Annotated in this window: 20 protein-coding genes; 14 read left to right on the forward strand and 6 right to left on the reverse strand. The window is 46.6% G+C overall.

The features are described from left to right. The first annotated feature begins 310 nt into the window (after positions 1-310). On the forward strand, positions 311-2,014 hold the full coding sequence (locus NDA06_RS16235) for a bifunctional diguanylate cyclase/phosphodiesterase (protein WP_190985817.1): 1,704 nt from the start codon (positions 311-313) through the stop codon (positions 2,012-2,014). A 39-nt stretch (positions 2,015-2,053) separates the two neighbouring features. On the opposite strand, the gene NDA06_RS16240 is transcribed toward NDA06_RS16235, so the two are convergent. Further along, complete coding sequence (locus tag NDA06_RS16240) at positions 2,054-2,185, reverse strand: hypothetical protein (protein WP_277878373.1); 132 nt, start codon at positions 2,183-2,185, stop codon at positions 2,054-2,056. Positions 2,186-2,314: 129 nt separating this feature from the next. Here NDA06_RS16240 and NDA06_RS16245 point away from each other — a divergent pair, with 129 nt between their 5' ends. Both NDA06_RS16245 and NDA06_RS16250 read left to right on the forward strand, forming a co-directional pair. Next, positions 2,315-3,211 carry an AraC family transcriptional regulator gene (locus NDA06_RS16245; protein WP_190985816.1) on the forward strand — a complete coding sequence of 299 codons (897 nt, stop codon included), beginning with the start codon at positions 2,315-2,317 and terminating at the stop codon, positions 3,209-3,211. 91 nt (positions 3,212-3,302) lie between these two features. Then, the gene (locus NDA06_RS16250; RefSeq protein WP_190985815.1) at positions 3,303-4,877 is read left to right on the forward strand and encodes an amidase; all 1,575 of its coding nucleotides are present in this window, start codon (positions 3,303-3,305) and stop codon (positions 4,875-4,877) included. A gap of 401 nt (positions 4,878-5,278) precedes the next feature. On the opposite strand, the gene NDA06_RS16255 is transcribed toward NDA06_RS16250, so the two are convergent. Beyond that, a complete protein-coding gene (locus NDA06_RS16255; RefSeq protein ID WP_277877550.1) occupies positions 5,279-5,407 on the reverse strand; it encodes a hypothetical protein in 129 nt (42 codons plus the stop codon). On the opposite strand from NDA06_RS16255, the gene NDA06_RS16260 reads away from it, so the two are divergent. The 3 genes from NDA06_RS16260 (at position 5,406) to NDA06_RS16270 (ending at position 11,651) form a co-directional block, all read left to right on the forward strand. Further along, the gene (locus NDA06_RS16260) at positions 5,406-10,799 is read left to right on the forward strand and encodes an AAA family ATPase (RefSeq protein ID WP_190985814.1); all 5,394 of its coding nucleotides are present in this window, start codon (positions 5,406-5,408) and stop codon (positions 10,797-10,799) included. The two genes, NDA06_RS16255 and NDA06_RS16260, sit on opposite strands and share 2 nt — an antisense overlap. A 283-nt stretch (positions 10,800-11,082) precedes the next feature. After that, complete coding sequence (locus NDA06_RS16265) at positions 11,083-11,358, forward strand: hypothetical protein (RefSeq protein WP_190667023.1); 276 nt, start codon at positions 11,083-11,085, stop codon at positions 11,356-11,358. Further along, positions 11,355-11,651 (forward strand): antibiotic biosynthesis monooxygenase, encoded by a 297-nt coding sequence (locus NDA06_RS16270; protein WP_190985813.1) that lies wholly within the window; start codon positions 11,355-11,357, stop codon positions 11,649-11,651. The genes NDA06_RS16265 and NDA06_RS16270 overlap by 4 nt, the downstream gene beginning before the upstream one ends. Here the strand turns inward: NDA06_RS16270 and NDA06_RS16275 are convergent. Both NDA06_RS16275 and pyrC read right to left on the reverse strand, forming a co-directional pair. Continuing rightward, positions 11,648-12,268, reverse strand: a complete 621-nt coding sequence (locus tag NDA06_RS16275; RefSeq protein ID WP_190985812.1) for a heme-binding protein — start codon at positions 12,266-12,268, stop codon at positions 11,648-11,650. The genes NDA06_RS16270 and NDA06_RS16275 overlap by 4 nt on opposite strands. A 180-nt stretch (positions 12,269-12,448) precedes the next feature. Then, positions 12,449-13,501, reverse strand: coding sequence for a dihydroorotase (pyrC, locus tag NDA06_RS16280; RefSeq protein WP_190985811.1), 1,053 nt, complete (start codon positions 13,499-13,501; stop codon positions 12,449-12,451). A 182-nt stretch (positions 13,502-13,683) separates the two neighbouring features. Between pyrC and NDA06_RS16285 the strand changes: the two genes are divergently transcribed. Next, complete coding sequence (locus tag NDA06_RS16285) at positions 13,684-14,436, forward strand: DUF4336 domain-containing protein (protein WP_190985810.1); 753 nt, start codon at positions 13,684-13,686, stop codon at positions 14,434-14,436. A gap of 222 nt (positions 14,437-14,658) precedes the next feature. Here NDA06_RS16285 and NDA06_RS16290 read toward each other — a convergent pair whose 3' ends face one another. Next, positions 14,659-15,078 (reverse strand): helix-turn-helix domain-containing protein, encoded by a 420-nt coding sequence (locus NDA06_RS16290; RefSeq protein WP_190673190.1) that lies wholly within the window; start codon positions 15,076-15,078, stop codon positions 14,659-14,661. 136 nt (positions 15,079-15,214) lie between these two features. Here NDA06_RS16290 and tmpT point away from each other — a divergent pair, with 136 nt between their 5' ends. The 6 genes from tmpT to NDA06_RS16320 all read left to right on the forward strand — a co-directional run bounded on the left by tmpT (position 15,215) and on the right by NDA06_RS16320 (position 21,668). Next, a complete protein-coding gene (gene tmpT, locus NDA06_RS16295) occupies positions 15,215-15,853 on the forward strand; it encodes a thiopurine S-methyltransferase (protein ID WP_190985809.1) in 639 nt (212 codons plus the stop codon). 14 nt (positions 15,854-15,867) lie between these two features. Beyond that, complete coding sequence (locus NDA06_RS16300) at positions 15,868-16,671, forward strand: sulfite exporter TauE/SafE family protein (RefSeq protein ID WP_190985808.1); 804 nt, start codon at positions 15,868-15,870, stop codon at positions 16,669-16,671. Positions 16,672-16,775: 104 nt separating this feature from the next. Beyond that, complete coding sequence (locus tag NDA06_RS16305; RefSeq protein ID WP_190985807.1) at positions 16,776-17,750, forward strand: aldo/keto reductase; 975 nt, start codon at positions 16,776-16,778, stop codon at positions 17,748-17,750. Positions 17,751-18,060: 310 nt separating this feature from the next. Then, positions 18,061-20,073, forward strand: a complete 2,013-nt coding sequence (locus NDA06_RS16310; protein WP_190985806.1) for a methyl-accepting chemotaxis protein — start codon at positions 18,061-18,063, stop codon at positions 20,071-20,073. A 426-nt stretch (positions 20,074-20,499) separates the two neighbouring features. Beyond that, complete coding sequence (locus NDA06_RS16315) at positions 20,500-20,997, forward strand: cupin domain-containing protein (RefSeq protein ID WP_190985805.1); 498 nt, start codon at positions 20,500-20,502, stop codon at positions 20,995-20,997. Positions 20,998-21,149: 152 nt separating this feature from the next. Further along, positions 21,150-21,668, forward strand: coding sequence for a DUF1993 domain-containing protein (locus NDA06_RS16320; RefSeq protein WP_190531233.1), 519 nt, complete (start codon positions 21,150-21,152; stop codon positions 21,666-21,668). A gap of 381 nt (positions 21,669-22,049) precedes the next feature. Here the strand turns inward: NDA06_RS16320 and katG are convergent, their stop codons facing one another. Beyond that, positions 22,050-24,278, reverse strand: coding sequence for a catalase/peroxidase HPI (gene katG / locus NDA06_RS16325; RefSeq protein ID WP_190985804.1), 2,229 nt, complete (start codon positions 24,276-24,278; stop codon positions 22,050-22,052). Positions 24,279-24,813: 535 nt separating this feature from the next. On the opposite strand from katG, the gene NDA06_RS16330 reads away from it, so the two are divergent. Next, positions 24,814-25,167: a DOPA 4,5-dioxygenase family protein gene (locus NDA06_RS16330; RefSeq protein ID WP_190985803.1), complete on the forward strand. Its 354-nt coding sequence runs from the start codon at positions 24,814-24,816 to the stop codon at positions 25,165-25,167. Positions 25,168-25,810 lie beyond the last annotated feature (643 nt).

A 25,810-nucleotide genomic window follows, 5' to 3' on the forward strand; every position in this document is an offset into this window, starting at 1 on the left:
ACTTAAACTCTGGCGATCGCTTTCACTTTCCCTAATTTCTCGGAGATCAAAGCTTTATTTATTCTTAATTTTTTTATAAATCAGTGATTATACGGTGAACATTTATGATTTCAAAAATGTACTGTGTAGTGAAATGTATCAAAAATCTAAAATTTGGTTTCGGTGAATACCATATTTAAGGTTATAAATGTAACCTTGCATCGGTTGATTTGAAAGGGAAGTAGTCCTCTATATCTCCAAAATGCCAGATATGGTTCTGCCATATTACTTGGTAAGTAATTTGCCAACTTTTAACCCTTGAGCAGCATCTATGAAACTCAATTGCAAGCTTGCCCTGTACTCCTTTCTAGCTCGGTTCGGACTGCTTAAGAAAAGCTATACTGCCAAAATTATGTTGGTGGCATTTTTAGGCACTCACGTACCACTTTTAACCTTATTGATAACTTTCGTTATTTCAAACTCTTATTCCTGGGAAATGACAGTGCGAGTGCTGGTGATTGCTCTGTTGGCTACCTTAGTGGGTACAGCAGCTACTCTGTATGCACTACGCCACCTCCTCGCCCCAGTCATTTTGACATCTGCTGCATTACAAGACTATTTGAATACCAAAAAGTTACCCGAACTGCCTACAGAATTTGCCGATGAAGCAGGCACATTAATGGCAGATACCTCACAAACTCTTCATAAGTTAGATGAATTAATTCACTACATCAGCAACTACGATGGACTGACTGGATTACCTAATCGGGATTTATTGTGCGATCGCTTGCATCAGATAGTATCCCAATCTGAAAACAACCAGCGGCTGGTAGCAGTGCTTTTGTTGGGTATCGACGATTTCACTGATATGAGTCATACATTGGATCGGGAAACCTTAAATTTGCTGTTAAGAGCAGTTGCCCAACGTTTGACAACCTGTATGGGTCAAACAGAGATTTTGGCTCATGTGAGTGGAGATGAATTTGCGATCGCGCTAACGGAAATTCCCTGCTTTGAGAGTGCGATCAAGCTATCCCAGTTGCTAGTAAGTACGCTGGCAAAACCCTTCTTTTTAGAGGGAAACTCGATTCGGATTACCGCCAGTATTGGTATCGCAATTAATGACCTAGAAGATCGCAATGGTGTGGATAAACTGTTGCAACAGGCTCGTCTGGCGCTATATCAGGCGAAACAACAAGGACGTAGCCAATATCAGTTCTATTCGCCAGAAGTGAATGCTCAGTTGCAGGAACGACTGGTATTAGAAAATGAATTACATGGAGCGGTTGAGCGCAACGAAATGGTGGTTTATTACCAACCCTTAATTGATTTGCATACCAGACAAATCACGGCAATGGAAGCCCTGGTTCGCTGGCAGCACCCGACGCTAGGGTTGGTTTCTCCAGCTAAGTTTATTCCCATTGCAGAAGCAAATGGTTCGATCGTGCAAATTGGGGAATGGGTTTTGCGAACTGCTTGCGCCCAAACTCGTGCTTGGCAGCTTGCCGGATTCCCTCCAATTCGGATATCGGTAAATCTGTCAGCTCGACAGTTTGAACAACCAAATCTAGTCGAAGTCGTCAACCAAACCCTTGAGGAAACCGGGTTAAAAGCATCTTACCTAGAACTAGAAGTGACTGAAAGCCTCCTCATGGGGGACGTTCAGCGATCTGTTAACACTTTAGAGCAATTACGAAACCTGGGTATCTTGCTGGCTTTGGATGATTTTGGCACCGGCTATTCCTCTCTGAACTACTTGAAGCGCTTTCCCGTTACCATGCTCAAGATCGATCGGTCATTTGTGCAGGATGTGACATCTAATCCTGATAGCGCCGCCGTAACCGATGCCATCATTGCCCTCGCAAAGAGCCTGCGGTTGAACATTACAGCAGAAGGCATAGAAACCCAAGAACAGCTTGACTACTTGCAAAGACGGGGGTGTGAAGAAGGTCAGGGGTTCTACTTTAGCCGTCCTGTCCCCGCTGATGCGATCGCCCAAATGCTCCAAGAAAGTTTTCAGCAAGCCGTAGCCTAGAGAAAATCTGGCTAGCTGTTAGACTGCCTCCTCTAATCTCTAGAGATCGCACTTGTTTCGTATTGGGTGAGTGCGATCGCTTTTGGCGTGCAACCACATCCACAACAACTCTCGATCCTCCACGCCTTCAGAAGGCGCAGAGCGATTGGGAGCCTTCGGTTTGGCTCTCATGAATTCCTAGTTGTATTGCAGAAGCTGCTCCATCTTTCTGATGGAATCTTTGTGCGCCTGCGGCTTTTTGTGTCGATGAACTAGGGGATCGATATTGATACACTAGGCATGTAGGGATGAGTTCACCCCATGCCAGAAGCCAAACCTAGAGCGATCGCTAACGAAGACGATCTCATCCAAATCTGCGATCGCTCGCCAATTCTCACCAGTTTTCATGCGGGTTGGAATGGCATTTTCCTGGGACATTTCCGCACACCCGCCTTTGAATCTCCTGAAGTTTGCAGTCTCTTTTGGCATGGTCTTCTCATTTTCCCAAAAACCGAGGCTCCAATTCAGGCACGGCGAACCCTAGACGGGAGAATTCATCACGAGCGAGTCGTTGAAGGGGATATTGTTATTACTCCTGCCCAGGTTGGTCATCGTTCTTGTTGGAATGCAGAACATGACTTTATTGTTATCGCTATTGCTTCGGATGTTTTCGCCCGTGCTGTTGACGAATCGGCTGAACCTTCTAACGTTGAACTCGTGCCCCACTTTGCCACATCTGATGGGCTAGTTCTGCAAATAGGACTTGCACTTCAGCAAGTGTTAGAAAACAATCCTCAAGGGAGCCGTCTCTACGCTGAGACGATGGCTAATGCTCTAGCGGTTCACCTGTTACAAAACTACTCAGCACGCCAACCTATTCTACGTGACTATAATGGCGGTCTTTCCAGACGCCAATTACGGCAAGTCATTGACTACATTAACGACCATCTCGACCGAGATTTAGGTTTAGCGGAACTGGCGAAAATCGTGCAGATGAGCCCCCATTATTTTACTCGCTTGTTTAAACAATCAACGGGCTTGACTCCGCATCAATATGTGATTCGTCATCGAGTAGAACGCGCTAAAGAATTACTCCTCAACGGAGAACTCACCATTGCTGAGGTAGCTTACAGCGTTGGTTTTGCCAACCAGAGCCATCTCAACCGTCACTTGAAACGTCTACTAGGCGTGACTCCCAGACATATTCGACAAGGATAGCAAGAACGTACAAAAAATTGGACGAATCTACAAGACGCTCTGGAGTAGAAAGGTAATTCTAAGTAATGTAGAGTTATCAAGCGAGTGGTCAATGGATACCGTCAAAATTCCTTCCGCTATTGTTGGCAGTAGCGCCACAGAAATTACTCAAAAAATTGCGGCTGGAGAACTTTCTGCCAGTGAAGTCGTTGAGGCGCACATTCAACGCATTGAAGAGGTTAATCCTCGCTTAAATGCTGTTATTATCCCTCTATTTGAGCAAGCGCGATCGCAAGCAAAAGCTGCTGATGAAGCTCGTTCTAGGGGAGAAACACTGGGACTATTACACGGAGTACCCATCAGCATCAAAGAGTCATTTGATGTAGCGGGAACTGTCTCCAACATGGGAATCTCTGCTCTCAGTCAAACGGCAAAGCAGGATGCGCCACTGGTCAAAAGACTGCAACAGGCAGGAGCGATTATTTTAGGTAAAACCAATGTCCCCCAGTTGCTAGCATCGAACGAATCGGATAACCCCATCTACGGTCGCACCGTGAATCCCTGGAATCCGGAACGCTCTCCAGGGGGAAGCAGTGGTGGTGAGGCGGCGATTATCGCGGCTTTGGGTTCGTGTTTTGGCTTGGGGAGTGATATTGGCGGCAGCGTTCGGATGCCTGCTCATGCCTGTGGGATTTCCAGCCTGAAACCCACATCGAATAGGTTATCGATGGTCGGTCACATACCCCTGTTACCCGGTCAAGAAGCGATACTGGCACAACCCGGCCCAATGGCACGGACTGTCGCTGACTTGAACCTGGCGATGAAAGTTCTGGCGGTACCGGGACAGGAAGCGTTTGACCCCAGTATTCCACCCGTACCTTGGCGCGAACCGTCTGATGTCAAAGTGGAGAATTTGCGAATCGCTTTTTTCACTGACAATGGCATCATTACTCCTTCCCCTGCCGTGCGACGTGCGGTGAGAGAAGCTGCTGTTTCGCTTGAAAAACGTGGTGCGATCGTCGAAGAGTGGACACCTCCAGACTTGCTTAAAGCTTTACAGTTATACCTCCAACTCTATGGTGCAGATGGCTTAGTAACCTCGAAAAGGCAGTTAGGTAACAGCAAACGGCATCCACAAATTAATCAGACCATTCAAACAGCTTCTCTGCCAAAACCTTTACTCAGAGTTATTGCCGCAATTTCTGGATTGATGGGTCAGTCGCTCATCGCTAAGCTTTTCCCTTATATGGGCGAAGTATCCGTCAGCGAATATTGGCAAACGATTGATGAACGTAACCGCTACCGTGCAGCTTTTATGGCAGCAATGGAAGCTAAACAATTGGATGCGATACTCTCTCCAGTTTGCGCTCTGCCAGCACTGACTCATGGCAGTAGTAATTATTTACTCCAAGATGCGACTTATACTATCCCGTACAATTTACTGGGTATGCCCGCAGGCGTGGTATCCGTCACGCGGGTGCGTCCGGGTGAAGAAAGTGATCGCTTACTTAGTACACAGTTAAGTGAGCAAACAGCTTCCAAAGTAGAACAAGGGAGTGTTGGGTTACCTGTGGGTGTACAAGTTGCAGCGCGTCACTGGCGTGAAGATATTGTTTTAGCGGTGATGGCGGCAATAGAAGAACATTTCCAGTCGCAACCTGACTATCCGATTCATCCACCTGTTTAGGTTAGGCTGACATCTCCCTTGACCCCTATTTTCAAGAGAGATCGCAGTTATCGCTCTTGTGTCACTCCAGGAAAATAAAAATAGTAGCCAATGGATGAAAGCCCTACTTAATGGACAATCTAGCGATCGCTTGCCTGATAGAAACTCATGTCATAGGCTCAAATGCTAAAACTAGCTTGCTGTAATGGTTTCAGCTTTCGCTCCGGTGAGAGTGATAAAAGAGCGATATATCCTCGATCCTTAGATGAATATTAGAAAAAATACTAGCCTGTTGGCTGCGATACTAAGTTGTTGGAGCAAAGAAATCACTAGAGTCAGACAAGTCAATTTCAAGAAGCCTTGAGTGTTGTCAACAGACATTGATTATCTACCGAGAGATTAAAGACCGTTAAAGTGAAGGGTCAGCATTGGGTAATTGGCGAAATGTTTACGCTTCCCTGGGCAACTCGGCCAAGGCGATTGAGTACCATCAGCAGTCGTTGACCATCGCCCGTAAAGTTCATGACTGCCAAAAATGGAGACCCAAACATGATTAAACTCCCTGGAATTAAAGTTTTAGCCCAAATTTACGAAAGTGCCAATTCCCTGGTCTACCGAGGAATTAGAGAACAAGATAACCAACCGCTGATCCTGAAAGTCCTCAAAGAAGACTATCCTACCCCTGCCGAACTTGTCCGTTACCAGCAGGAATATGAAATCACTCGCAGCTTGGAGATAGGAGGAGTTGTTAAAGCTCACGAGCTACTCCGACATAACAACACGTTGGTAATGTTATTAGAGGATTTCGGTGGAGAATCCTTAGAGAGATTACTCGAAAAAAGACAGTTTACCTTATTAGAATTTCTCCAAATCGCTATTCAGATCGCTGAAACTCTGGGGAGGATTCATCAGTCAAACATTATCCATAAAGATATTAACCTGTCCAATATTGTTTTCAACTCTCAAACCGAAGAATTAAAAATTATTGACTTTGGCTTGTCCACAGTCTTGTCTAGGGAAAACACTGCCTTAAAAAGCCCTAATGTTTTAGAAGGAACGTTAGCTTATATTTCTCCCGAACAAACAGGCAGGATGAATCGAGCAATCGATTACCGCACTGATTTTTACTCGCTGGGAGTTACCTTTTATAAAATATTGACAAACCAATTGCCTTTTGACGCTACCGATGCAATGGAGTTGGTTCATTGTCATATTGCTAAACAACCCATCCCACCCCATATAATTAATCCCGAAATTCCTCTGGTCGTTTCAGAACTCGTGATGAAACTCCTGGCGAAAACAGCCGAGGAACGATACCAAAATGCTCTAGGCATTAGAGATGATTTGGTGATATGTCTAATGCAACTAGAAACAGATGGGAAAATTGAAGATTTTGTTTTAGGTGAACAGGATATTTCTAATAAATTTCAAATCCCGCAAAAGCTCTATGGTAGGTCAACTCAAATTGAAACGTTACTCGCAGCTTTTGAGCGAATCACTCATGGTACTAGCCAACTTATGCTCGTTGCTGGATATTCCGGGATTGGTAAATCAGTATTAGTTCAAGAAATCTATAAACCAATTACTGAACGACGCGGTTATTACATTTCTGGTAAATTTGACCAGTTCCAACGAAATATTCCTTACAGTGCTATCGTCAGTGCATTTCGAGAATTAGTTCGACAACTGCTAACTGAAACATCCGAACAACTGCACCTATGGCGTGACAAACTCGTATCAGCATTAGGAGCAAACGGACAAATTATTATTGATGTCATCCCCGAAATCGAACTGATTATTGGCAAGCAACCAGCCGTCCTAGAGCTAGCAGGAACTGAGTCCCAAAATCGGTTTAACTTAGTTTTTCAAAACTTCATTCAGGTCTTTTGTCAACAAGAGCATCCCTTAGTTATCTTTCTAGATGACTTACAGTGGGCGGATGCCGCTACTCTAAAATTAATGCAGCTAATGATGACCGATGTAGATATGAACTATCTACTGCTGATTGGGGCATATCGGGATAATGAAGTCAGTGCAGCCCATCCCTTAAAAATAACCTTATCAGATATTCAAAAATCTGGAGCAACTGTAAATTCTATCTTGCTCTCGCCGTTAGATTTAACTTGTATCAATCAGTTAATTACCGATACGCTTAAATGCGACGCAGAAAGGGCAAAGCCATTAGCCGAATTAGTGCTTGCCAAAACTCAGGGTAATCCGTTCTTCCTGAAAGAGTTTCTCCAGTCGCTTTATACAGAAAACCTATTAGATTTCGATTTTCTCAGTAGCAGTTGGCAGTGGAATTTAGATCAAATTCAAGCACGAGGTATTACTGATAATGTCGTTGAGTTGATGACTCAAAAAATTCAAAAGCTACCAGAACTGACACAAGAAGTATTAAAAACGGCTGCGTGTATCGGCAACCAGTTCGATTTAAAAACTCTCTCAAGAGTAGGTAAAAAGCCGCAAAAAGAAACGGCAAACGAACTTTGGCCAGCCGTGCGAGAAGGTCTAATTGTTCCAGTGGGAGATGATTACAAATTTCTGCAAACAGACCGAAATCCGAATGAATTGAAGGTAGCTTACAGGTTTGTCCACGATCGCATCCAACAAGCCGCCTATTCTCTCATTCCCTCACACCGCAAGCAAGCCTACCATCTACAAATCGGTCAACTGCTGCTGAATAGTACCCCACCCCAGCAGCAAGAGGAAAAAATCTTTGATATTGTCAATCAATTGAATTTCGGCAGCAACCTGCTCGAAAACCAGCAGAAACGAGATGAATTGGCAAAGTTAAACCTAATAGCTGGCAAGAAAGCAAAAGCCTCAGCCGCTTATCAACCCGCCCTTACCTACCTAACAGTCGGCTTAGATTTGTTGAACCCTTCTGAGTCCTCCCTTAGCAAGGGGAGCCAGTGCGTTGCGGGGGTCTCCCCCGTTGTAGCAACTGGCGTGGGAAGTGAAGGGGGGTCAAGTTGGCAGACGCAGTACGATACTACACTTGCTCTGTATGTAGAAGCCGCAGAAGCCGCCTATTTGTGCGGTCAATTCGATGAAATGGAGAGATTAGTTCCAGTCGTGCTGCAACAGGGCAAAGGACTACTGGATAAGGTGAAAGTTTATGAAGTTAAAATCTCTGCTTATCTAACGCAGAACAAGCCATTAGAAGCAGTCGATACTGGACTAACAGTTCTGAAGCTGTTGGGAGTAAGTTTGCCTAAAAAGCCCAGTAACTTAGATGTCTTACTCGGTTTGACAGGGACAAAGTTAGCCTTGTTGGGGAAACGAATTGAGGACTTAATCAACTTACCGGAAATGACTGCTCCTGAGCAGTTGGCAGCAATTCGTATTCTAGCGATTATAAGTTCTGCTTCCTATATAGCTGCTCCTAACCTATTACCGCTGGTTATTTTTAAAGGTATCAATATATCGGTCAAATACGGTAATGCTTCCTTCTCGGCAATGATGTATGCAGCTTATGGGTTGATTCTTTGCGGAGTATTAGGAGACATTGAATCCGGCTATAAATTTGGCAACCTAGCTTTAAGTCTATTAGAGCGGCTCAATGCTCGGAAAGTAAAAGCGAGAACAGTCGCTATTGTTAATTACTTTATTAGGCATTGGAAGGAGCATGGAAGGCAGACATTACAGCCTTTACTGCTCGCCTATTCGAGCGGACTAGAAACAGGAGATTTAGAATATGGGACATATTCCCTATTATGGAACTCCTACTATTCCTATTGCATAGGGCAGGAGTTAGCTGTTGTTGAGCGGGAGGCAGCCAAATACAGTGATACTATCCAAAAATTAAAGCAAGAGCGAAACTTTCATTACCTTAATCTAAATCGGCAGAGGGTTCTGAATTTGATGGGGCAATCGAAAAATCCCTGCCGTTTAATTGGTGCTGTTTATGACGAATCGAAAAGACTGCCCCTTGATGTTGAGGCGAATGATCAAACCCTACTTTTTCATACATATCTTGAAAAACTGACACTTTGTTACCTATTTGGAGAGTACGAGGAAGCGCTGGACAATGCGGCACTAGCGGAAAAATATATAGATAGTGCAGCAGGGATGCTGACTACTACGTTATTTTACTTTTACGATTCGCTTGCAAGAGTTGCCGTGTATTCTTCTTCCTCAAAATTCCAGCAAAAACGCCTATCTGGAAAGGTGCAATCTAACCAAAAAAAGCTAAAAAAATGGGCGCATCATGCCCCAATGAATCATTTACATAAATTTTATCTTGTAGAAGCAGAACGAAACCGAGTTCAAGGGTCAGAGGTTGTGGCAATGGACTATTACAAAAAAGCTATTGCTCTTGCTAAAGAACATGAATACATCAATGAAGAAGCACTAGCGCACGAACTCGCCGCTAAGTTTTATCTCGCTTTAGATCAAGATAAAATCGCGCAAGTCTATATGCAAGATGCCCGTTATTGCTATCTCCGCTGGGGTGCAACAGCTAAAGTTAACGATTTAGATACGCGCTATCCTCACTTATTACAAAGAAAGCCCTCGAACAGGGGAACACTTAGCACTAAGCTATCTACGCCGCCTACCACAACAGGAAGTAGCACTTCCTCTGAACTGGATTTGATCGCAATCATGAAAGCTTCGCAAACTCTATCTGAAGAAATTCTGCTAGATAAATTACTGGCAAAATTGATGCGGATTATTATTGAGAATGCCGGAGCGCAAACGGGCTTTTTGATTCTGGAAAAGAAGGGAAAATTGCTAATTGAAGCTGAAGGATCTGCGGATAAACATGGCGTGACTGTGTTGCAGTCCATCCCCGTCCAGTCTATATGGGAACCTGAGGATAAAGTTCTAATGTCTCACACAATTGTTAACTATGTGGCTCGCACGCAGGAAAGTGTAGTCTTAAATGATGCTGCTAATGACCCTAAATTTGCTCATTCTCCCTATATCAAAGTACATAAGCCTAAATCAATCTTGTGCTTCCCTCTCCAACATCAAGGTAAACTCGCAGGAATTATCTATTTAGAAAATAATCTAACCACAGAGGCTTTTACTCCCGATCGCGTAGAACTCTTAAATCTACTTTCCTCCCAGGCAGCTATTTCTATTGACAATGCCCGTCTCTACAACAATCTCACTGAACTCAATCAGGCTTTTGAGCGCTTCGTTCCCCGCCAGTTCCTCCAAATTTTGGATAAAGAGAGCATTATTGATGTTAAATTAGGCGACCAAGTTCAACAGGAAATGTCGGTACTCTTTTCCGATATTCGCGAATTCACAACTTTATCGGAAAGTATGAACCCTCAAGACAATTTCACATTTATTAATTCCTATTTGTCTCACATGGAGCCAGCCATTATTGAAAACCAAGGATTTATTGATAAATATATTGGCGATGCAATTATGGCTCTATTTAGTGGCGAGGCAGATAATGCAGTGAAAGCAGGAATTGATATGCTGCGTCGTCTTACCGAATATAATCAACATCGCACCGCTTCTGGACACGTGCCGATTAAGATTGGCATTGGCATCAATACAGGTTCTTTAATACTCGGTACGGTTGGGGGAAAAAACCGGATGGATAGCACGGTAATTAGCGATGCAGTGAATTTAGCCTCGCGGATAGAAAGCTTGACTAAAAAATATGGGATTTCGCTGTTAATTAGTCACAAAACTTTCCAGTCTTTGCCAGATTCTAACCAGTATGCTATCCGTCTTATCGATCGCGTAAAAGTTAAGGGAAAATCAAAAGCGGTATCGATTTTTGAAGTTTTCGATGCCGATCCGCCTGAGACTTATGAGGGCAAGGTAGCCACGAGAACGCTATTTGAAGAAGCTTTGATACTCTACCATTGGCAAAAGCTTAGAGATGCTGAACAATTATTTGCTGAGTGCCTGCGCCGCAATCCTACAGATAAAGCAGCTCAAATTTATCAACAGCGCTGCACTCAACCCGATTAGGACTAGGCAAAAATAGAAGGTTGGTGCAACCTAGGGCAACTCTGAGTTGGAATTATTGATATGTATAGGTTTCAGCCTTTGTCTCTTTACTGATGAATGATACCCGTTTTCACCGCTTGTTATCGCTCTTTTGTCACTCTCGCCTGAGCGAAAGCTGAAACCCTTACACCAAGCTAGGTTTAGCATTTGAGCCTATGACATGAGTTTCTATCAGGCAAGCGATCGCTAGATTGTCCATTGAGTAGGGCTTTCATCCATTGGCTACTATTTTTATTTTCCTGGAGTGACACAAGAGCGATATATTAGAGCGATCGCTCTGTTCGGCTTTTGTTATGGAGGATTGACGCTGAATCTTGCGATCGCAGTGGGCATTATTCACACCCTAGAAGAAATTGCGATGACGTTAATCCTTCCTCAGTGGACTTATGATGTATTGAGTATCGTTCATACACTCTCGACTGCACCAATCTTACTGAAGAGAAAGCGATGCTGTGAAAGCCACCGCTACTTGATAGCACCTTGTATTATAGTATCCGTGCTAAAAACATCCAGCCCATGATACTAGAGGTTGCAATCCTTGATGTTAAGCCCAGTATGGTTAATGAGTTTGAAACGGCTTTTAAAACAGCTTCAACCATCATTGCCTCCATGCCAGGGTACATCTCTCATGAACTCCAACGTTGCTTAGAAACCACGAACCGCTATATTCTACTTGTGCGCTGGCAGACGTTAGAAGACCACACGATTGGGTTTCGACAATCGCCAGAGTACCAAGAGTGGCGTTCCTTGTTGCATCACTTCTATGACCCGTTCCCAACAGTGGAACACTATGAGGTCGTTGCTTTTCCCTAGCTATCTACCCGACGAATTGGAATTTGGATTTCACTGCGCTTGGCAGGTTCGGGGACATAGGGAGCATCGTAGAAGAAGCGGCGAGGTGAACCGACGACAGCCCACTCTGGGTGCTGCGCTAACCACTCCCGTAATCGCTCTATGTTCTTTTGGTAGCTTACGTAATCGTAACTGCCTTTTAGCCCAAGGCTGACGACTGTCATGGGTGCAATATCTTCTACCTGAATGTTTTGTGCAATCTCAGAAGGGTAGATGTCAGTGCTGCGGTAGAGGAATGAAACAAGTGCTTCACCCCGTTCATTGGATGCGCCCATCTCACTGGCTTCTAGGGTGTTAACTGGATAACGGGTTTCTACCGGAGCCGTCATGGAGATATTGTTAGAGCTGATGTGGCGATAGAGAGGGTCAAAAGCTCTATTAGCTGCCATTGAGAGTTCTCCTGAATAGCGAACTGTGGCAGAACGGTATGCGGGATATTGTTTGACTTCAATTTGCCCTTCTGGTGTTGGAGGTGGAAATCCTTCTGGCAAGGGAGCGGCGGTAGCACTGTAGGCGAAAAATGCGATCGCAACTACTACCAGGATTCCTACGGGGAATAATATGTTCTCTAGCTTCACAGGGAACCTCAGAAATTCATCCTATTCTCAGTCTGGCAGTTTTTCATGCGAGCAGGGTTTCACCTTCCTTGCACAGCGCAATCATGCGATCGCAATTTCCCTCCGACACAGTACCTATCTTACCTTTACCCATCAGCTCCGAACCTAAGGAATAGCGTGTCTATAACACGATCGTCCAAATCAATTAGCTTCAGCCATGCTAGCGTCAAGCATTTGCCACGTCATCTCCTGACCTGCCCGTAAGGGCACAAGTCCGGATTCAGTAAATGGAACTTCATCGGGAACGCGCCAGGTCGTTCTGGTCAAGGTAATCTGTTCGGTATTGCGCGGGAGTTGATAAAAATCTGGCCCATAGAAACTGGCGAAAGCTTCAAGTTTATCGAGTGCATCAACGCTCTCAAAAGCTTCTGCATATAACTCCATCGCGTGCAGAGCCGAGTAGCAACCCGCACAGCCACAGGAACTTTCCTTGCCATTGCGGGGATGGGGGGCGCTATCGGTGCCAAGAAAAAACTTAGGATTACCAGAGGTTGCGGCTTGCAAAAGCGCCAAGCGATGCTCCTCGCGTTTCAAAATTGGCAGACAATAGAAATGGGGGCGAATGCCACCTTGGAATAGAATATTGCGGTTAAATAATAGATGTTGTGGCGTAATCGTTGCAGCGATATTGTTGGCAGACAGGACATACTGCACAGCATCTGAGGTGGTAACGTGTTCAAGCACCACGCGCAGGTTGGGAAATCGCTGCTTGAGAGGGATCAAATGTTGCTCGATAAACACTTTCTCGCGATCGAACATATCAACATCTTGAGCCGTCACTTCCCCGTGCAGGAGTAAAGGCATATCTACCTGCTGCATCGCTTCAAAGACACGATCGCACTGACGAATGTCCGTCACCCCGAAGTCTGAATTGGTCGTTGCACCCGCTGGGTAATATTTGACCGCTTTGACAAACTGGGATTCTTTAGCCCGGATAATTTCTTCGGGGCTGGTGTTGTCGGTGAGGTAGAGCGTCATCAGTGGCTCAAACTGTTTCCCAGCCGGAATCACTGCAAGGATGCGATCGCGATAGGCCGCAGCATCCGCTACCGAGCGTACTGGGGGCTTCAAGTTCGGCATGATGATAGCGCGGGCAAACTGACGCACCGTATGGGGCAGAACCGCTTTCAGCGCTGCACCGTCACGTAGATGTAGATGCCAGTCGTCAGGTTGGGTAATCGTAAGCTTTTGCATCACTCAATTATAAAACCGCGAGTGCTTTAGCAAGGAAGACCAAGCTAACAACGCCCAGGCACACTGCCTACCAACAGATAATCGGTTTGATGCAGAGGTTACTTGCGGTAGGTGATGGGCACTGCTAGCCTACTTTTATACCCCACGCTAGAGCAGCAAGCCTTTACCTTCCTTTCATAGCTATGAGCAACGACGCGATCGCACTTTATGAACCAATCAACCTTCTGAAACAGGTTGACGAAGATATTTGGATCGTAGATGGTTCCATCGTGCAGATGGCAATGTATGGAGCAAAGGTGCCCTTCCCAACCCGAATGACGATTGTGCGACTGAGCACTGGTGACCTATGGTGCCATTCACCAACAGAATTGACCCCCGAACTGAAAGCTCAAATTGACTCCCTCGGTTCACTGCGCTACCTCATTTCGCCCAACAAAATCCATTACGCCCATATCGGTGCTTGGGCTAGCGCTTATCCAGAAGCTGTAGCATGGGCATCTCCAGGTGTTCGCGATCGCGCCACCCAGCAGAAAATTGCAGTGGATTTTGATGCTGACCTGGAAGATGAACCACCCCGTGAGTGGGTAGCAGACCTAGACCAATTAATATTTCGTGGCGGTCGATTTATGGAAGAAGTCGTCTTTTTCCACCGCAAGAGTGCCACTCTCATCCTTGCCGATCTCATCGAAAACTTTGAACTAAATAAAGTAAGTCAGCAGTTGCATTGGCTACTTAAATTAGGGGGTGTTGCCGATCCGGATGGAAAACTCCCATTGGATTTGCGAATGACATTTCTCGGGAAAAAGGAACAGGCACGTAGCTGCTTACAGCGAATACTTCAGTGGAACCCTGAAAAAGTTATCCTATCCCACGGTCGTTGGTATGAGAATAACGGTACTGCTGAGTTACGGCGTGCTTTTCGCTGGCTTGAATAACTTCTAGACGACAGCAAGCTAACACTTTAATGAAGCGGATAGTGTAAAGGCTCTCATGCTTAGTTTCACTTGTATCTACCGTCGCTCACTTTTGCCGTTAGCCAGCAAGCATTTAGGGTGTTATTGGACTAAATTGTCTAACTGAACGTATTGTAAAGGGCTAGGTTAAGCATTTCTAAAAGCATTTAATATCGCTTGCATTACTTTTCCTGAGCCTCTTGCTTAAAGCTTATTGTCCTTCAATTTATTGGGTTGCCTAAAACGATTTTTACTAGCAATACGCAGGAGCCGCAAGAATTTTGGACATTCAAAATGGTTAGGCGCAGTGCAGGCTGCCGCATGGCGGAGACCATCGCGCATTGCGGTCAGTTCTTTAATTTTTTTGTCTAACTCATCTGCCTTCGCTAAGAGCAGCGTTCTATTGATTTCAGGGACTTCAGGCGTAAACATTTCACGAATCTCATCGAGTGAGAAACCGGCGCTACGCCCCAAGGAAATCAAAGCGAGCCGTTCTATGACACTGGCATCAAAGAGCCTCCGTAAGCCATTTCTGCCGTTCGACTGGATCAGTCCTTTTTCCTCATAAAATCGTAGCGTTGAGGTCGGTAATCCAGAAGCCTTTGAGACCTCAGTGATATCCATGATTTTCTTGGTGCAACGACTGCTTGACTTCAAGTCAACTTGAAGTTGTATCGTATATTCAAACACAAATAAGCACAAGGCTGACGCGATCGGTTTGTGGCAGATGATGGATACCTTGAGCAATGGAGGCGTTGATATGGAAGCAAGTTTTTGGCAGCAAAAATGGGAAGAAGGAGATATTGGTTTTCACCAAAGTGAGGCAAACCCATTCCTTGTCGAACATTTTGAAAAATTAAATGTGGCGAAGGGCGGTCGTGTATTTCTACCGTTGTGTGGCAAGACGCGCGATCTTGCATGGTTGCTTAATTGTGGTCATCGAGTGGTTGGTGCAGAGTTAAGCGAACTTGCAATTAACGAATTGTTTAACGACCTGGGAGTCAAGCCAAAAATCTCCAGAGTTGGTAAATTAACCCACTACTCCGCCAAGGATATCGACATATTTGTGGGCGATATTTTTGATGTGTCTGCTGAAGTTCTTGGGCCGGTTGACGCGGTATATGACCGCGCAGCGTTGGTTGCAATGCCTGAAAATAGGCGTCATCAATATACGTCACACTTGATGGAAATCACCCACGCGGCACCGCAGTTGCTGATTTCTTACGAATACAATCAACAACTCATGGATGGCCCTCCGTTCTCAGTCGGTGAAGCAGAAGTAAAACACCATTATGCGTCTGCTTATCAATTGAACTCTGTTGAAAGCAGGGAAATCACTGGTGGATTAAAGGGAAAAGTTGCAGCAATTGAGAGGATTTGGTTGCTCAAAAGATTCTAAAAAGTTAGGTTGATATGCTGAGTATTGAATGGATGTTGTTGTACATCTTGTTGGGTTTCTTTGTCGGTTTTATGGCAGGCTTACTGGGTGTGGGTGGCGGTGGAATACTCGTTCCCCTGCTAGTATCCATTTTTAGTAACCAGGGTATCAGTGCAGATAACGTCGTTCATTTGGCGTTAGGAACAACATTGGCTTGCATGCTCATTTCTTCAATCGCAAGTATTCGCGCCCATGCTGCTCAAGGAACTGTATTGTGGAAAGTGGTTTACGGGATGGCACCTGGCATTATGCTGGGTGCCTTTCTGATTACCCGCATCGCCGCCAAGGTCAACTCAGCTTACATCGCTATATTCTTTGCGCTGTTTATGGCTCTGGTGGCGGGTCAGATGTTTCTGAATTGGCGACCGAAAGCTAGCCGAAAGTCAGCTAAGTTTCGTGGCTTATTGCTAGCGGGGACAGGCATTGGCTCGGTATCTGCTCTTGCTGCGGTGGGTGGTGGTTTTTTAGCAGTCACTTACCTCAGCTATCAGAATGTGGAGATGAAAAAGGCGATTGGTACTTCATCGGCAATTGGATTTCCCATTGCGATCGCAGGTACTGTTGGGTACATGATGAGTGGCTGGTCTCAAACATTGAGCCTTCCCTATACGATTGGCTTTATCTATGTGCCAGCATTTTTAGTAATCGCGATCGCAAGTTCGATTGCGGCTCCCTATGGTGCTCGCTACTCTCATCGTTTACCTGAGACTCATTTGAAGAAGATATTCGCCGTTCTCTCGCTCATTCTGAGTATAAAGATGCTTTTCTCAGTTGTTTAGTGTTGACCTAAAAGTGTGTTCCTAATTAGTGGGCAGATGCTGTGACCGCCAGTAGGATGGGGACAGAGTGACCTGTTCATCGCTCCACCTAGCTCTAGACGCTGATGCATACCTACACGCTGTCGGGCACTGATTTGAGAGTTTCACGAGTTGCCTATGGCTGCATGAATATTGGCGGCACTTGGGATGATACACCGCTTTCTACAGATGTGCGGGAAAGTGCCTCTCGGGCCATTAAGGCAGCTCTGGAAACAGACATTACCCTGTTTGACCATGCAGATATTTACACGCGGGGCAAGTCAGAGCAGGTGTTTGGTGATGTGCTCAAAGCCTCGCCAGGTTTGCGTGAGCAAATTGTGCTTCAGTCGAAGTGCGGTATTCGTTTCGCGGGAGATCCTCAGCCAAGCGACCCCCAGCGCTACGACTTTAGCTATGAGCACATCGTCGCGTCAGTGGAAGGCAGTTTGCAAAGACTGCAAACCGACTACCTCGATATTCTGCTGCTGCATCGCCCTGACCCGCTAGTAGAACCCGAGGAAGTCGCGCGAGCCTTTGATGCGTTGCAGACGGCGGGCAAGGTGCGCTACTTCGGGGTCAGTAATCATACAGCGGGGCAGATTGAGCTATTGCAAAAGAGCGTGGGGCAACCGCTGCTGATCAATCAGGTGGAGCTAAGCCTGTTGCACTCGTATTTGATTGACGAGGGCATTGTTGCAAACATGTCTGGCGTCAGCTCAGCCTTGGCAACCGGAACGCTGGACTACTGCCGCAACCACAATATCTTAATACAGGCCTGGGCACCGCTGGCAGGTGGCAAGCTTTTCAAACCCAACGCAGAGGCAGATCCGGCGTTGAGCAAGACGGCTCAGCGCGTGGGTCAGTTGGCTGAAGCAAAGCAGACGAGTCGTGAGGCCATTGTTCTTGCTTGGCTGTTGCGCCATCCTGCGGGCATTCAACCGATTGTGGGGTCAACTAAGCCAGAACGGATTGCAGCGTGCGCTTTAGCCGATGAAGTCGCTTTGACGCGGGAAGAGTGGTACTCGTTGTTTACAGCAGCGAGGGGTGGGCGGGTTCCCTAAACAGGGGTGGGGCCGATGCTCTCAGCGGGAATTGCGATCGCACGCTGAGCAGCGCAGCACTCCTTATGCTGCATGTCCGCCCTCTATTATGCAATGCCTATCTTCGCGACGACGGCGAGGCATAGGCGACCTTCTAATATTTGAGTTAATTTTGACCGCTTCACAAAATAATTTACAGTCTCAGGTGCCGCTTACTCAGTATTAGCACAACTCTCAGTATTATTTCAAATTGTAAGGATTTTTACTAACTTTAAATAGTTTGTGGGCAGCTTAATTAAGCTAAAACATAACTGTTAACTTAAAACTATAAATGTTTGACTTTCATTCTCCTACAAAACAAGGCTCTCAGAGTCAAAAATCCTTATCTTCTCAAGCTAAAACGAAAAAATCACTTGCTCGTCGAACACTTATTCAAATTGCGTTTAGTGTTACGGCTGTTATTGTTGGCTCAACAGCGATTAGCTACTTTCAGATTGTTTCTACTCTCAAGTCGCAGACGTTAGACCAACTCAAGAGTCATGTAATAGAGCGAGGTCAACGAGAACAAAGTATCTTTTTAATGGCAGAAGATAACCATGCCATCTTTAAGGAGGAGTGGCTACGACGCTTGGAAAATACTGATAGCGAAGGCGTGAAAGCTCGCTTCGATCAGCTATTTGTGCGTTTTCCCGATGGGGCAACCCGCAATCGCCCCAACTTGTTCGATGGCAAACGGCAAGCAGGCGTGTTCATTGATAAGCCAGTTCTAATCAATGATGACATTCGCCGTCGCGTAGTAACGTCCTACGATTTAATCAATGCCTATGGTCCACCCTGGCATAATCGCTTTCCGGATCTCTACCTGAATATGCCAGAGAATATTGCTGTTATTTACTGGCCTGATTATCCAACATGGGCACAGGATGCCCCCGTTGGCTTTGACTTATCCAAGGAAGAATATGTGTGGGTTGGTGACCAGAAGCACAATCCAGCCAGAGAAACGGTTTGGTCGGGGGCTCAAATCGATGGGGTTGCTAAAATCTGGATTCTTTCTTGTGTAACGCCTATCTACTCTAATGACAGAATCATCGGTACTCTTGGACAGGATGTATTACTGAATGATTTATTTAAGCGAACGATCGAGGAGCACATTGAAGGCGGTTATAACCTAATTTTTCGAAAAGATGGTCGCCTGATCGCTCATCCGCAATTGATGGAGCAAATTCAGCAACAAAAAGGTGAGTTTAAAATTCTTGAATCAGGAGACACTCAGCTAAAACGTATTTTTGAGGCGGTCACAAATAAAGCAACCGATCAAGTCGTCATCGATAATCCGAACGAGAGCAATTACTTAGCTGTCACTACGCTACAGGGACCTGATTGGTACTTTGTTACCGTTTTACCCAAAGCAATTTTGGCTGAAAAAGCGATCTCGCTAGCTCGCTTTACGTTGTTTCTAGGCTTTGGCTCCCTCATGATTGTTGTAGCAATTGTGTTTTGGGTTTTACGTCGGCGCATTGCAACTCCTTTAGAAGAAATCACTGTTGCAACGAATCGAATTGCCAATGGAGAGTTTCAGGTGGTTCTTGATGACAGCAGCCAAGATGAGTTAGGTCGGTTAGCACAGGCATTCAACACAATGATCCGAGAGGTCGCCGCTAAAACGACAGAATTGGAGGCTAAAACGACAGAATTGGAGGCTAAAACGACAGAATTACAGAGAAACCTGGAGCAGCAGGCTATTTCGGTCAATCAGACGACTGCCACAATGGATGAGTTAAATACCTCTTCTCGGCAAGCGGCTGAACAAGCTGAAGCGGCTGCAACTGGAGCGCGCCAAGTTCTCATATTGATTGATGATAGTGAGCAAAAGAACGGTTCTGGAACTGCTTCTAGCTTAAAAGCGAAGGTCGAACAAATTGGAGAACAAATCTTACACTTTAGAGATCAAACGACTCAAATCAATGCGATTTCTAACTTAGTCAGTGATTTAGCTAACCAAACGAACATGTTGGCACTCAATGCGGCGGTCGAAGCAGTTCGGGCAGGCGAAAATGGTAGGGGCTTTGCTGTTGTGGCTGCTGAGATTCGAAAACTAGCGGATAGAAGCCGCAAATCGGCTGAACAGATTAGTGAACTGGTAGCCAGTATTCAAAAAGCGACGAAAGCTACTGTGGCAGTATCCGATGAAGGTCGTAAAACCGTGGAAGAGATCGTAGATGCAGTCAATACGATTACAGTGAATAGTCAGCAAATCTCTCTAACGGCTAAACAACAGTCGATCGGAATTCAGCAAGTTGTCAGTGCGATGAATGCTTTGAGTCAAGCTGCAAACCGTGGATAGTCCCAATTAATCCCAATGGAGTGAGCATTTCCAGGCCAGTATTGAATCTGGTGAAGCTTTAGGGAGAACTCCGGTTGGAGAAGTTACTGTGGCGTATTTGCAGGTGAATAGCCCTGCTCAAGTAGTAGCACGACAACTATGGATTCGTTTGGGTTTGTTCCATAACTACGCGGTACAACAACGCCCATGCACCCGCCGAACATCAAAATTGATTAGTTGGAATCACAAAGTTATCTGTATCGGCTCAACTGTACCGTTATGCTGCTGAGTCTTCGGTAAAGAGGCAACCAAAAGGCTATTTGTCGATGCTTAGGATTGAATTATTTTGAGGTTCCGATAGGGTGGCAGGTGAAGGGTATCTGCGGAGCAGTTTAGGCTTTATTGTGGTGCTCAGACCCTTTGCCAACTTGATAGGAGGACATCAACGTGACTGATGAACAACATTCCCTGCTGAAAGCATCAGACATCAATTCAATGGATGCATTTGAGTTTCGTCATCCGCTTAACCCCAATTCAGAAATTTATTTACGCTTCCTTGGGCGTGCTGCCGGTCTTAAACGCATTGGTGTAACAATTGCTCGTGTACCATCAGGCAAGGAATCCTTCATTTTCCACGCTCACCAAAATGAAGAAGAATGGGTTTACATTTTGTCGGGTCGAGGTATTGCGGAAATTGGAGATGTGGAGTACGAAGTCGAACCAGGAGACTTCATGGGCTTTGGGCTACCTCAACAACCCCATCATCTTCGTAATCCATTCGATGAAGACCTTGTATATCTGATAGGTGGAGAAGCAGGACGCTTAGATGTTGGCGTTTTTCCTCGGCTTGGTAAACGAGTGATTAGGGATGGTGAGTCAGCTTACATCGTTGATGAGTCAGCGCTTCAACTTTTTTGGAGCAGCAAGCAATCTACTGAGGATTGATATCTGTTGGAGCGATCGCGGCATAACAACCCTAGTGCAGCGGCCACTTGTGGAGTTAAATAAAGTGTTGGCAACCGCTGACCAAGAGCGTTAGGCTGAAATTTGTTCTAAGTACAGCTAGGGTTCATAGAAAAGACTTGAGGGATCACAAAATGCAAAGCCAGAATATAGATTTAATCCGAACCCTCTTTCAAAGCCGCTTAGCGACTCTTGAGCATCTCTTGAAGTCAGCTCAGACTCATTTTTGTGATGACGAGTCGTTTCTTCAAAAGCGCATTGCAGCTGATATGTTTCCCTTCGGTACACAGATTGCTTTCACCTGCAATCAACCACGCAACTTTGCTCTGTGGTGTGATGGCAAACCTGCGAATAATCTAGAGCCAGACGTCATAGCTCTCACACAGGCATACGAACACATAGCAAACACTAAGGAACTTCTTTTGGGTGTTAACGCTGAAGATGCAAAGCTAGCTGAGGTGACGCGCATTAACTTGAGTCAGGACCTCTACGTCGAGTTATCTGGTAATGCCTACGTGAATGAATTTCTAATTCCAAACTTTTACTTCCATATGGTCACAGCTTACGATATTCTTCGCATGGCTGGTGTACCAATTGGAAAACGAGATTACATGCTGCACTTGGTGCCATTAATCAGAAAGAATGAGGCCTAACTATTTAAATGTAGCGGACGGTCAAGAGTCACTCGCTCTAAATTCGGGATTATTGCCGCCGCTGATTTGAGCTGTTATGCTTTGGAACCAGCAGCGACGTATATCAAGAGGTTAAATCTACTCTGTATGCAACTCTACGCAATGCTGTGAACAGCCGTTGTGTATTCGATTTTCTGGGTGTTCTGGTGACTGCTCTAGGTTATGCTAAAGCTCGCAAATTGGCACTAACAAGAACCCAATTACAGCTTTTTAAGTGGCTTTGGCGTTAGGGTCTAGAACTGAGGGCAGCGTTTCAAATCAAATTGAAACGCCGCCCTCCGTTTTGTTTTTGGCTTCTACCCGCGTTCAAGATTGCCGCGGGTTAGTCTAGCGTCCGCTAGGCTAAAAACCCCTAGCAGAGCTTGACGCTAAGACTGTGCGAAGGTCATAGCGATCGCGGTTCATCACCTTGTCCCAGGCTGCTACAAAGTCATTGACAAACTTCTGCTGCGAGTCCACACATCCGTAGACTTCTGCAAGGGCGCGGAGCTGAGAGTTTGAGCCGAAGATGAGGTCAACACGGGTCGCAGTCCACTTCAGGTCGCCTGTTTTGCGATCGCTCCCCTCGAACTCATACTCATCTTCAGAGGTCGCCTTCCACGTCGTACCCAGGTCGAGCAGGTTCACGAAGAAATCATTGGTCAGCGTTTCTGGGCGATGGGTGAAGACGCCGTGTTTAGACCCTCCAAAGTTTGCACCCAGGACGCGCAAGCCGCCCAAGAGAGCCGTCATCTGAGGGGCTGACAGGGACAGCAATTGCGCCCGATCCACCAGCAGCTCTTCGAGCGATTCGCTGTGTTTGCCGCTCGTGTAGTTGCGGAACCCGTCCGCCGTCGGCTCAAGTGGAGCGAAGGATTCTACATCCGTTTTCTCTTGCGATGCATCCGTGCGTCCCGGTGTAAAGGGAACCGTCACGTCGTGACCAGCGTTCTTCGCTGCTTGCTCAATGCCCGCGCAGCCGCCCAGAACGATCAAGTCAGCGATCGAAACCCGCTTCCCGCCAGACTGCGAGCTGTTGAACTCCTGTTGGATTCCCTCTAGGGTTTGCAGCACCGTTGCCAACTGGGCTGGCTGGTTGACTTCCCAATCCTTCTGCGGCGCAAGACGAATGCGCGCCCCATTCGCGCCACCGCGCATATCGGAGCAGCGGAAGGTCACTGCCGACGCCCAAGCGGTCGAAACCAGTTGGGAGACAGACAGCCCCGAAGCTAAAATCTTGGCTTTGAGAGCGGCGATGTCTTGCTCATCAATCAACTCATGGTCAACTGCGGGGATGGGATCTTGCCACAAGAACTCTTCCTGAGGAACCTCTGAACCGAGATAGCGCGATCGCGGTCCCATGTCGCGGTGGGTCAGCTTGAACCACGCCTTGGCGAACTGCTCTGCGAACTCATCCGGGTTATCGTGGTAGCGCTTCGCAATCTGGTTGTAGATGGGGTCCATCTTCATCGCCATGTCCGCCGTGGTCATCATGGGGGCGTGCCGTTTCGACGGATCGTGCGCGTCGGGTACCGTACCGGCACCAGCGTCGCCCTTGGGCTTCCATTGCCACGCGCCAGCGGGACTCTTCGTCAGTTCCCAGTCATATTTGAACAGGGTTTCGAGATAGCTATTGTCCCATTGCGTCGGCGTGGGAGTCCATGCGCCTTCGATACCGCTGGTGATCGCATCAACGCCGACACCCGTGTTGAAGGCGTTCTTCCAGCCAAGACCCTGATCGATGATGGTGGCACCCCCAGGATCGGCACCTACGTGCGTCGCCTCGCCCGCACCGTGACATTTGCCAAAGGTATGTCCACCAGCGGTGAGCGCGACTGTCTCCTCGTCGTTCATCGCCATCCGACCAAAGGTTTCGCGAATATCGCGCCCTGAGCCGACCGGATCGGGTTCGCCGTCTGGTCCTTCCGGGTTGACGTAGATTAGGCCCATCTGAACAGCGCCGAGGGGATTCAGGAGGACGCGATCGCCTTCATAACGCTCATTGCCGAGCCAAGCTTTCTCAGAACCCCAGTAGATGTCTTCTTCTGGCTGCCAGACATCCACGCGCCCACCAGCAAAGCCCAACGTTTTGAAGCCCATCGATTCCAAGGCGCAATTGCCTGCGAAGATCATCAGGTCAGCCCACGAAATTTTCTTGCCGTATTTCTGCTTGATGGGCCAAAGCAACATGCGCGCCTTGTCGAGGTTGGCATTGTCTGGCCAACTGTTGAGCGGCTCAAACCGCTGGCTACCCGAACCCGCGCCGCCGCGACCGTCGCCAATCCGATATGTGCCGGCGCTGTGCCAAGCCATCCGAATGAAGAGCGGCCCATAATGACCGTAGTCGGCTGGCCACCAGTCCTGGGAGGTGGTCATCAGCTCGTAGATATCTGCCCTCAAGGCAGCTAAGTCCAGACTTTTGAATTCCTCAGCGTAGTTGAATTCCTCACCCATAGGATTGGCTTGGGGGGTGTGCTGGTGGAGGATGCTCAGATTCAAATAATTCGGCCACCAGTCTCGGTTCGACGGCATATGACGAGGCTGAGATTTCTGACCGCCGCCCGTAAATGGGCATCCGCTTCCGCTGCTCATACTATTTTCCTATCAAGATGTGTGGGTCGATTTTTTGATGTATTGCGGGTATTGCCAACAAATAGCACATAGTAATTACTGGAATAATCGATGAACAAATAATCGAAGAGAAATATAATCAACGTTATGATTTGAAACAATGAATTTGTGATTTGCAACAATTAGTTAATTACCAATAAACCAAGAGTGCGATAGCGTTAGCGAAGCGGGACGTAGTCCAGCGCTGCTGCATTCGCCCTACAGCCCTCCCTTGCATCCTACGGCAGGCGTTACCGAAGCGTCGCGCAGATGGCAACTCTATTAGGTTTGTTAAGTTACTATCACAGCGTACTCATTGCGATCGCACTGATTGTTCATTATGGAATTGGATCAAACTTTGCCGTAGGTTGAGTTTCCTTCTGTCAACCCAACCTACGGCAAGGGGCGATCGCACTAGACGGACAAGAGTGTCAGTTATGATGCAAGTATTGCCTGCCACAGAGGAATATCAACCATTACGATTCGTTGACGCCTAGATAAAGTGGAGCTAAGCGCTATGAAAGATACTGCCCAGATTACGGGTTTTCATGCTCATATCTACTTCGATACCTCCAGTCGTGATGTGGCGGCGCGTGTACGTGAAGGATTGGGCGGTAGGTTTGAAGTGCAACTCGGACGTTGGCATGATAAACCGATTGGTCCACACCCAAAGGCAATGTATCAAGTTGCATTCTTACCAGAGCAATTTGGCAAGGTTGTCCCCTGGTTGATGCTCAATCGTGAGGGATTGGATATTCTTGTCCACCCCTCAACAGGCGATGATGTGGGAGACCACACCGATCGTTCTCTGTGGTTGGGAGAGAAGCTAGAGCTGAATATCGAGATCCTAAGGGCGATTGGAATCAGCTAATAATTAGACAGCTAGTGGCGATCGCAGTTGTCTATCTCCCCTAATAAGGGTGTTATGAGGCGATCGCACTCCCATTCACAAAGTGAAGGCTAGCCCTCTTTTCACACCTCTCGCCCAGTTCGGTACCTAAACTGAGAGCGATCGCTCAGCATCTGATCGTGTACTAGAAGTTGGTTTCCGTAGGCAATTAGCTTGCTTCATTTGTGAGTTGTGACGGTACACTAAGCTATCTATTTTGTCTTCGAGCGACAGTAACTCCTCATAATATTCCTGGGTTTCATCCGGTCAATAATTGATTCTTTGCAACGTGCGATCGCTTCTACTAAAAAGGTACGCAGCTCAGCCCTTCGTAACAAACTTTCAAAAAATAGCTGTAGTGCCAGTAAATCTGGGAATACTTATATAGATTACCGAAAGGTACTAGGGAACCTGAAATTCATCCAAAATTAGGAGTTCCGCTCCCTCACCTAAAACTATTTGTCATCGCAGCAAGGAAACTTCCATCAAGATGAGTAAAATTACGCTTTCAGAGCGCGTCCGCTACGGGTTCGATAATTTCATGGCTAGAGGTACTGGTGCTCTGATTGGCGGATTAGCCTTGACCTCTCTAGCTTTTATCTTTTTAATGGGATTCTTGGTCAGC

Origin of the sequence: Trichocoleus sp. ST-U1, assembly GCF_039961835.1 — a bacterium.
Taxonomy (GTDB): domain Bacteria; phylum Cyanobacteriota; class Cyanobacteriia; order Cyanobacteriales; family FACHB-T130; genus FACHB-T130.